The following is an 8,609-nucleotide window of genomic DNA, read 5'->3' as shown; positions in this document are numbered from 1 at the left end:
CCCCGCGCTGAGCCCGCCCCGGCGCGCGGCCCGCTCGGGCGCGCCCCGGTGGGCGGGCGCGTCCGAGCGGCGACGGGCGCCGTCGACCCGCGAGGACACGCGAGGGCCGACGGCGCCCGTCGGGGAGCCCGCCCGAGCGGGCCGCGGCTCAGTCCAGGAGCACGGGCTGGCCGCTCTTGGCGGAGGCCGTGGCGGCCTCCGCCAGTCGCAGGGCCTTGATCGCGTCGTCGATGCTCGTGGGCGGCGTCGTGCCGGCCTCGACGGCCTCGATGAAGGCGGAGAGCTCCAGGCGGTAGGCATCGGCGTAGCGCTCCAGGAAGAAGTCGAGGTACGGCTCCTGGGCGTCAGTCACCTCCGCGTTGGACAGGCGGACCGTGGTGGCGCGGATGTTCTCGGCGAACAGGGCGCCATCGCGGCCCGAGGCCTCCAGGCGCTGGTCGTAGCCGGAGGCGCAGTGGCGGTTGTTGATGATCGTCGCCACTGCCCCGGAGGCGGACTTGAGGGTGACGACGGCGGCGTCGAAGTCCCCGGCGGCCTTGATACTCTCGTCGAGGTTCTGGCCCACGGCGTGGACCTCGACGATGTCGCCCAGGAAGAAGCGGGCCATGTCGAAGTCGTGGATCGTCATGTCGCGGAAGATGCCGCCGGAGACCTTGATGTACTCCACCGGCGGGGCGGCGGGGTCGCGGCTGATGATGGTCAGCTGCTCCAGGGCGCCGATGCGGCCGTCGGCCACTGCCGCGTGGACCGCGGCGAAGGAGGGGTCGAAGCGGCGGTTGAACCCGAACATGACGGGTGCCGTCACGGCGTCGAGCTCGGCGCGGGCGGCCTCGACGTCCTTCATGTCCAGGGCGATCGGCTTCTCGCACAGGACCGCCTTGCCGGCCTTGGCGGCCGCGAGGAGGTGGGGGATGTGCAGGGGTGTGGGCGAGCCGACGACGACGGCGTCGACCTCGGGGTCGGCGAAGACCTCCTCGGCCTCCTTGCACGCGCGGGCGCCGTGGAGGGCCGCGAGGTCCTCGGCCGCAGTGCCGATGGGGTCGCAGACGACGGCGAGCTCGGCCTGCGGGTGCGCGGCGATGGTCTTGGCGTGGACGTGGCCGATGCGGCCGGCGCCGATGACGGCGATTCTGAGCATCGTTGCTCCTTGGGTTGTTCGTGGGGGTGGGGACGGGGCGCGGGCGGGACCGGCCGGGGGAGGGGCGCTCACCGCCTCCCCCGGCCGGCTCCGACTCACGGCTTGGGCATGATGACGTCGCGGACCAGGGAGTCCAGGTCGGCGTCGGCCTGGAGGAAGCCGCGCAGCGTGTTGACCGTGGCGCCGAAGGTGTCGAACTCGGCGGGCGTCATGCCGTCGGGCTCGTAGGCCCGCACGAACTCCGGGATGCCGAGCAGGGTCTTCATGATCGCGTCGTCGACCGGGACGTCCATGCGGTTGGTGGGCTTGTAGCCCGACCTGTTGATGATCTCCTGCCACTTGAAGGGCGGGGAGATGACGACGTCGCCGCCGACGAGCTCGGACCAGTGCATGACGTTGCGGAAGGCGGCGGCGAGCATGCGGGCGCGCAGGCCGCGGGACTGGAACTCGGCGTAGGCCCGCTTGAAGGCGGCGATGCCGGCCCACTCCAGGTGGCCGGGGTCGAGGAAGAGGCCCTCCTTCTTGGCGACGGCCTTGATCCAGTCGTCGAGGCGGCCGACCATGAGGGTGACGACCGGGCCCATGGTGGAGGTGTCGAGGCCCTCGGCCTCGCGCCGCTTGAGGCCGCGCTCGATGGCCTCACCGGTGGCGACGGCCTGGGGGACGGAGAAGGAGACGGTGACGTTGACCGAGACCCCGCGGTAGGTGGCGTCCTCGATCGCCTCGACGCCCACGGAGGTGGCGGGGATCTTGACGATGATGTTCTTTGTCAGCTTGGAGAACTCCTCGGCCTGGTCGGCCAGGGCCTTGGCGGAACGGGCCAGGCGGGGGTCGGTCTGCATGGAGAGGCGGCCGTTGCGGCCCTTGTGCTCCTCGAAGGCGGGCTCGAGGAGCTTGGCGGCCTCGAGGCTCAGCTCGCGCACGACCTGCCAGCCGATCTGGGACTCGGAGGCCTCGGGCATCTCCTCGGCGAGCTCGGCGATGCGGGGCAGCCACACGTCCTTGCGCTGGTTGATGCAGGTGAAGGCGATGGTGGGGTTGCAGGTGGCGCCCACGCCGCCGAAGGAGATGGACTGGCGGAGCTCGTCGGGGTCGGCCGAGTCGTTCCACAGTGCCGTGGGGAAGTTCTGGGTGGCCTCGAGAAGCGGGCCGGGTGTGTGTTCGATGGTCATCTGCTGCTCTCCTGGTCGGGTTCCCGCAGTGTTCAACCGCAGTCGCCTGGCGGCGTTGCCTGGCTGCGCGTCCTATTCAAGCCGACGTCGTCGTCCCTGTCAACCGATTGTCCAGACAAATCTTTCGCCGAGACCGGTCGAAGTGGCGGTCGAGACCGGTTCGGAGGACCGGTCTCGACCGCCACTTCGACCGGTCTCGCGTGTGGGGGGGGCGTGTAGTCGTGCGTGGGTCAGGTGGAGAAGAGGGTGGTGGTGAAGGAGTAGCGCGAGGCGCGGTAGACGTGGGTGCCGTACTCGATGACCCTGCCCGAGGCGTCGTAGGTGGTGCGCGTGGCGGTGAGCAGGGCGGCGCCGCGCTTCTCCCCGAGCATCCTCGCCTCGGCCGCCGTGGCGGGGCGGGCGCCGATGGTCTGGCGCGCCGTCGTCGGGATGATCTGCTCGGCGCGCAGGAGGTCGTACAGGCCCCCGGTTGCCAGGGCCTCCCGGGAGGGGCAGATGTCCGCCGGGATGAGGTTGGTCAGCACCGCGATCGGCTCGCCGTCGGCCGTGCGCAGGCGGGACAGCCTCACGATCGGGGTCCCCTCGGCCACCTCCAGGCCGGCGGCCTCGGCCGCGTCCGCGGGGTGCGCGTCATGGTCCAGGACCTCGGTGGACACCTCATGGCCGGCGGACTCCAGGTCCGAGTGGAGGCTCGTGAGCTCCATGGGGCGGTGGACCCGCGTGGGGGAGACCAGGGTGCCCACGCCCCGCCTGCGGGTGAGCAGCCCGCGGTCCACGAGCCGTTGGAGCGCCTGGCGCGCCGTGGGCCGGGAGACCGCGAGCCTCTTGGCCATGGACAGCTCGTCCTCCAGCCGCGTGCCCACGGGGAGCTCGCCGCTCAGGATCGCCTCCGCGATCGGCTCGGATATCTGGAAGTAGAGCGGTACCGGGCTCTTGCGGTCCAGTTGGATCTCGACGACTCGCGGCGCCTTGCCCTCGGTGGAAGGGGACTGGCGCGGCGTGGGGCTCGGATCGGGCATGGTCGGCGTTCTCTGGTTCTTCGGCTCGTGGGCCCGGCGGGTCTCGCCCGGGCCGCGGTGGGTGGTGATGCGCCCCTGTGCTGGTGATCGGGGGTGTCCGGGAGGCTACCTGACTATGTGCGCATTTGTCATGTTCGGCATTTGTTCGGACAAATGTTGACAGTGGTGGAGCGCGGGGGCAGGCTTGGGCCGAGGGCGCCGAGCGGGCGCCCGCCCCGCCCCGACGATGTGGAAGGGAAGCCATGACCATTTCGACCACCCCGCCCCTGGACGTCCTGACCATCGGTCGCTGCGGCGTCGACATCTACCCCCTCCAGATCGGCGTCGGCCTGGAGGACGTCGAGTCCTTCGGCAAGTTCCTCGGCGGCAGCCCGACGAACGTCGCCGTCGCCGCCGCCCGCTACCGCCATCGCTCGGCCGTCATCACCGGCGTGGGGGACGACCCCTTCGGTCGCTTCGTCTGCCAGGAGATGCGCGCCCTGGGCGTCTACGACGACTACGTCGTGCCCAAGCCGGGCATGAACACCCCGGTCACCTTCTGCGAGATCTTCCCGCCGGACAACTTCCCCCTCTACTTCTACCGCGAGCCCTCCGCCCCGGACCTCGAGCTCGATGACGCCGACATCCCCCTCGACGCGGTGCGCGACGCCCGCATCTTCTGGGTCTCGGCCACCGGGCTGAGCAAGTCGCCGTCCCGCGAGGCGCACCACGCCGCGCTCGACGCCCGGGGCCGCCGGGCGCACACGATCGCCGACCTCGACTTCCGCGAGATGTTCTGGCCCGACCGCGCCACCGCCCACGAGGAGGTCGCCAAGATCCTGCCCAAGGTGACCGTGGCCATCGGCAACCGCGAGGAGTGCGAGGTCGCCGTGGGTGAGACCGAGCCGGACCGCGCCGCCGACGCCCTCCTGGAGGCGGGCGTCGAGCTCGCCATCGTCAAGCAGGGGCCGCTGGGCACCCTGGCCAAGACCCGCGACGAGCGCATCGAGATGCCGGTGACCCCCGCTGAGACCAAGAACGGCCTGGGCGCCGGGGACGCCTTCGGCGGGGCCGTCTGCCACGGCCTGCTGTCCGGCTGGTCCCTGGAGAAGACGATCTTCGCCGCCTCCACCGCGGGCGCCATCGTCTGCGAGCGCATCGAGTGCTCGACGGCGATGCCCACCGAGCCCGAGCTCCTCAACGTCATGCGGCGCTACCGCGACCGGTGCGCCCCGAACCTGAAGGACCTGTGACATGTCAGGACTGACCGAACGACTCGTCGAGATCCGGGCAAACGACCCGGGGCGCATCGCCCGGGCCCTGGCCGATCGCCCCCGCGGGACCCTGCCCGCCGACGGCGGCAAGCTCATGATCATCGCCTGCGACCACCCCGCTCGCGGGGCGCTCTCGGCCGGGCCGGATCCCATGGCGATGGCCTCCCGCGAGGATGTCCTCGCGCGCTGCGTCGAGGCCCTGGGCCGCCCCGGCGTGAACGGCTTCCTGGGCACCGCCGACCTCATCGAGGACCTCGCCCTGCTGGGCGCCCTGGACGGCAAGCTCGTCTACGGCTCGATGAACCGGGGAGGGCTGGCCGGGGCCTCCTTCGAGATGGACGACCGCTTCACCGGCTACGACGCCCGCGGCGTCGTCGGGGCCGGCCTCGACGGCGGCAAGATGCTCCTCCGCATCAACTACTCCGACCCGGCCACGGCCTCCACACTGGCGGCCTGCGCGCGCGCCGTCGACGAGCTCGCCGAGAACCGGGTCATGGCGATGGTCGAGCCCTTCATCTCCCGTTGGGAGGAAGGACGTATCATCAACGACCTGAGCCCCGACGCGGTCATCTCCTCGATGGCCATCGCCTCCGGGCTGGGGCGCACCTCGGCCCACACCTGGCTCAAGCTCCCCGCCGTGGCGGAGATGGAGCGGGTGATGGAGGCGTCGACGCTGCCGGCCCTCATCCTGGGGGGCGCGGTCAGCGAGCGCGCCGACGAGGCGCGTGAGGCCTGGGCGCGGGCACTGGCCCTGCCGACGGTCAAGGGCCTCGTCATCGGCCGCTCACTTCTCTATCCGCCCGACGACGACGTCGCCGCCGCCGTCGACTCCACCGTAGGACTGCTCTCATGACCACTGGACGCACCGCGATCCCCGCCCCCAGCATCACCGACATCCACATCCCCGCCGGCTCCTCCGGCCACGACGGCCTCGCCGTCGACATCACTCCCGAGCGCGCGGGGTGGACCTACTCCGGGCTGCGCGTGGCCGTGCTCGAGCAGGGCGCCTCGCAGACCCTGTCCTCGGGGGAGTCCGAGCTGCTCGTTCTCCCCCTCGAGGGCGGCTGTGCCGTCGAGATCGACGGTCAGGGCTACGAGCTCGATGGGCGCGCCGGCGTCTTCACCGGCATCACCGACTACCTCTACATCCCGCGCCACAAGGACTTCATCCTCTCCTCGCCCGGGGGCGGGCGCTTCGCCCTCCCCTCGGCGCGCGCCGCGCGCGACCTGTCCGTGGCCTACTACGGGCGCGAGCAGGTGCGGGTGGACCTGCGCGGCGCGGGCGACTGCTCGCGACAGGTCAACAACTACTGCCTGGCCAACGGGGTCGAGACCAGCCACCTGCTGTGCTGCGAGGTCCTCACCCCCGGGGGTAACTGGTCCTCCTACCCCGCCCACAAGCACGACGAGCGCTCAGAGGCCGAGCGAGAGCTCGAGGAGATCTACTACTTCGAGATCGCCGACAGCCCCGAGGGCGGGCCCGGCTTCGGCCTCCACGCGACCTACGCCGCGAGCCAGGACCGCCCCATCGACCTGTGCGTCCCCGTGCGCAAGGGGGACGTGGCCCTCGTGCCCTACGGCTACCACGGCCCCTGCGTCGCGGCCCCCGGCTACGACATGTACTACCTCAACGTCATGGCCGGGCCGGATGAGGACCTCGTCTGGCTCGCCCCCGACGATCCGTCCCACCACTGGATCCGCTCCACCTGGGAGTCCCAGGAGGTCGATCCCAGGCTGCCCATGGCGCGCTGAGGCCCGGGCGGGCGGGCCGGCCCGGTGCCGCCCGTCCGCCCAGCGACCACCCTATTCCATATGACCGTTTGATATGACAAGCTTCGTGCATCGTCCGATGCCGTACGAGAGAGAGACCACGAACGTGAGCAATGAGGCCTACTCGGGAACCATCCGCCTGACCGTGGCGCAGGCGACCATCCGCTTCCTGTCCAACCAGTACTCCGAGCGCGACGGCGTCGAGCAGCGCCTCATCGCCGGCGCCTTCGGCATCTTCGGCCACGGCAATGTCGCCGGCATCGGCCAGGCGCTCCTGCAGAACGAGATCGAGCCCGTCGAGGGCGAGGCGCCGATGCCCTACATCATGCCCCGCAACGAGCAGGGCCAGGTCCACGCGGCCGCCGCCTTCGCCAAGGTCAAGAACCGGTTGCAGACATACATGTGCACCGCCTCCATCGGCCCGGGCAGCCTCAACATGCTCACCGGCGCCGCCCTGGCCACCACCAACCGCCTCCCCGTCCTCCTCTTCCCCTCCGACCAGTTCGCCACCCGCGTCCCGGACCCGGTGCTCCAGCAGCTCGAGGACCCGCGCACCCTCGACGTCACCGTCAATGACGCTTTCCGCCCAGTCTCGCGCTTCTTCGACCGCATCAACCGGCCCGAGCAGCTCATCCCCTCGCTCCTGAACGCCATGCGCGTGCTCACCGACCCCGCCGAGACCGGCGCCGTCGTCATCGCCATGCCCCAGGACGTCCAGGCCGAGTCCCATGACTGGCCGGTGGAGTTCTTCCGCAAGAGGGTGTGGCACGTGCGCCGCCCCGTGCCCGAGCCTGCCGCCCTGGAGCGCGCCGTGGCCATGATCAAGGCCGCCAAGAGGCCGATGATCATCGCCGGCGGTGGCGCGATCTACTCGGAGGCCGGCGAGGAGCTGCGGGCGCTGGCGACCGCCACGGGCATTCCCGTGGCCGACACCCAGGCGGGCAAGGGGGCCATCAACTTCGACCACCCCTGCGCCATCGGGGGAGTGGGATCCACCGGCGGCGACTCCGGCAACCACATCGCGGACAAGGCGGATCTCGTCATCGGCGTGGGCACCCGCTACTCCGACTTCACCACCGCCTCCAAGACGCAGTTCAAGAACCCCGACGTCCGCTTCGTCAACATCAACGTCTGCGCCTTCGACGCCGCCAAGGAGAGCGCCGAGATGGTCGTGGCCGACGCCCGCGAGGCCCTGGGGGCCCTGACGACGGCGCTGGACGGCTACCACGTGAACGAGGCCTACTCGGCCGAGGTCGCCGCCGAGCGCGAGGGATGGCTGGCCCGCACCGCCGAGTGCTACCACCTGGGCCACGGCCCGCTGCCCGCCCAGACGGAGGTCTTCGGGGCGCTCAACGAGCTCATGGGCGACGAGGACATCATGATCAACGCCGCCGGCTCCATGCCCGGCGACCTCCAGGCCCTGTGGCAGGCCCGCACCCCCATCCAGTACCACGTGGAGTACGCCTTCAGCTGCATGGGCTACGAGGTCCCCGCCGCCCTGGGCTGCAAGCTCGCCCGCCCCGAGTCCGAGGTCGTCTCAATCGTCGGCGACGGCACCTATCAGATGCTCCCCATGGAACTGGCCACGGTGGTCCAGGAGGGCATCAAGGTCATCTACGTCCTGCTGCAGAACTACGGCTTCGCCTCCATCGGGTCGCTCTCGGAGTCCCACGGCTCCCAGCGCTTCGGCACCAAGTACCGCCGGCGCGGGGCGGGCAGCCACCTGGCCGACGAGGAGCAGATCCCCGGCGTCGACATCGCCGCCAACGCCCGCTCCTGGGGCCTCGAGGTTCACGAGGTCCACTCCATCGCCGAGTTCCGCGAGGCCTACGCCAAGGCCGCCGCCGGCGACAAGCCCGCGATGATCCACATCGAGACCGACCTCTACGGGCCCAACCCGCCCGGGTCGAGCTGGTGGGACGTGCCCGTCTCCGGCGTCTCCCGCCTGGAGTCCACCCAGCAGGCCTATGAGCGCTACCTGGAGGAGCGCAAGCCCCAGCGCCACTACCTGTGACCGCCCGAGGCGCCGCGCGGTAGGCCGGCGAGGCGCTTGAGGCGGGGGAGCCCGGGGGGAGACCCCGGGCTCCCCCGCGCCTGGGCGGCGCTCGGGAGGGGGCTCCGAAGGAGGACTTCGCGGGCGCTGTCCAGACTCTGGGCCGAAGGTCACTATGTGCTGACAAAGATCCTGGGATGCCGTAGTGTGACGACGTCACGTCCGGTACCCGCGCGAAGCGCCCGGTCTCGACGGCGGCCTGCG

The 8,609-nt window shown here is 71.1% G+C and carries 7 protein-coding genes; 4 read left to right on the top strand and 3 right to left on the bottom strand.

Annotated features, from left to right (window positions below; all coding sequences use genetic code 11):
• Positions 1-148: 148 nt before the first annotated feature.
• The 3 genes from iolG to B1H55_RS09460 all read right to left on the bottom strand — a co-directional run bounded on the left by iolG (position 149) and on the right by B1H55_RS09460 (position 3,329).
• Complete coding sequence (gene iolG, locus B1H55_RS09470) at positions 149-1,138, bottom strand: inositol 2-dehydrogenase (protein ID WP_077240455.1); 990 nt, start codon at positions 1,136-1,138, stop codon at positions 149-151.
• Positions 1,139-1,233: 95 nt separating this feature from the next.
• Positions 1,234-2,310 (bottom strand): transaldolase family protein, encoded by a 1,077-nt coding sequence (locus tag B1H55_RS09465; RefSeq protein WP_073451393.1) that lies wholly within the window; start codon positions 2,308-2,310, stop codon positions 1,234-1,236.
• Positions 2,311-2,540: 230 nt separating this feature from the next.
• A complete protein-coding gene (locus tag B1H55_RS09460; protein WP_073451392.1) occupies positions 2,541-3,329 on the bottom strand; it encodes a GntR family transcriptional regulator in 789 nt (262 codons plus the stop codon).
• A gap of 242 nt (positions 3,330-3,571) precedes the next feature.
• Between B1H55_RS09460 and iolC the strand changes: the two genes are divergently transcribed.
• The 4 genes from iolC to iolD all read left to right on the top strand — a co-directional run bounded on the left by iolC (position 3,572) and on the right by iolD (position 8,366).
• Positions 3,572-4,561, top strand: a complete 990-nt coding sequence (iolC, locus tag B1H55_RS09455; RefSeq protein WP_073451391.1) for a 5-dehydro-2-deoxygluconokinase — start codon at positions 3,572-3,574, stop codon at positions 4,559-4,561.
• 1 nt (position 4,562) lies between these two features.
• On the top strand, positions 4,563-5,435 hold the full coding sequence (locus B1H55_RS09450; RefSeq protein WP_077240454.1) for a Cgl0159 family (beta/alpha)8-fold protein: 873 nt from the start codon (positions 4,563-4,565) through the stop codon (positions 5,433-5,435).
• Positions 5,432-6,334 (top strand): 5-deoxy-glucuronate isomerase, encoded by a 903-nt coding sequence (gene iolB, locus B1H55_RS09445; protein WP_077240453.1) that lies wholly within the window; start codon positions 5,432-5,434, stop codon positions 6,332-6,334. Before B1H55_RS09450 ends, iolB begins: the two co-directional genes overlap by 4 nt.
• Before the next feature lie 124 nt (positions 6,335-6,458).
• Positions 6,459-8,366, top strand: coding sequence for a 3D-(3,5/4)-trihydroxycyclohexane-1,2-dione acylhydrolase (decyclizing) (gene iolD / locus B1H55_RS09440; RefSeq protein ID WP_080461702.1), 1,908 nt, complete (start codon positions 6,459-6,461; stop codon positions 8,364-8,366).
• Positions 8,367-8,609 lie beyond the last annotated feature (243 nt).

The organism is Actinomyces denticolens (assembly GCF_002072185.1).
GTDB classification, from domain to species: Bacteria; Actinomycetota; Actinomycetes; order Actinomycetales; family Actinomycetaceae; genus Actinomyces; species Actinomyces denticolens.
The sequence above is the reverse complement of the archived record's forward strand: the minus strand, read 5'-3'. Positions and strand labels throughout refer to the sequence as shown.

What these genes read in the sequence shown, in the direction of transcription:
- iolG (WP_077240455.1), bottom strand. Translation starts at nt 1,138, where the DNA reads ATGCTCAGAATCGCCGTCATCGGCGCCGGCCGCATCGGCCACGTCCAC.
- B1H55_RS09465 (WP_073451393.1), bottom strand. Translation starts at nt 2,310, where the DNA reads ATGACCATCGAACACACACCCGGCCCGCTTCTCGAGGCCACCCAGAAC.
- B1H55_RS09460 (WP_073451392.1), bottom strand. Translation starts at nt 3,329, where the DNA reads ATGCCCGATCCGAGCCCCACGCCGCGCCAGTCCCCTTCCACCGAGGGC.
- iolC (WP_073451391.1), top strand. Translation starts at nt 3,572, where the DNA reads ATGACCATTTCGACCACCCCGCCCCTGGACGTCCTGACCATCGGTCGC.
- B1H55_RS09450 (WP_077240454.1), top strand. Translation starts at nt 4,563, where the DNA reads ATGTCAGGACTGACCGAACGACTCGTCGAGATCCGGGCAAACGACCCG.
- iolB (WP_077240453.1), top strand. Translation starts at nt 5,432, where the DNA reads ATGACCACTGGACGCACCGCGATCCCCGCCCCCAGCATCACCGACATC.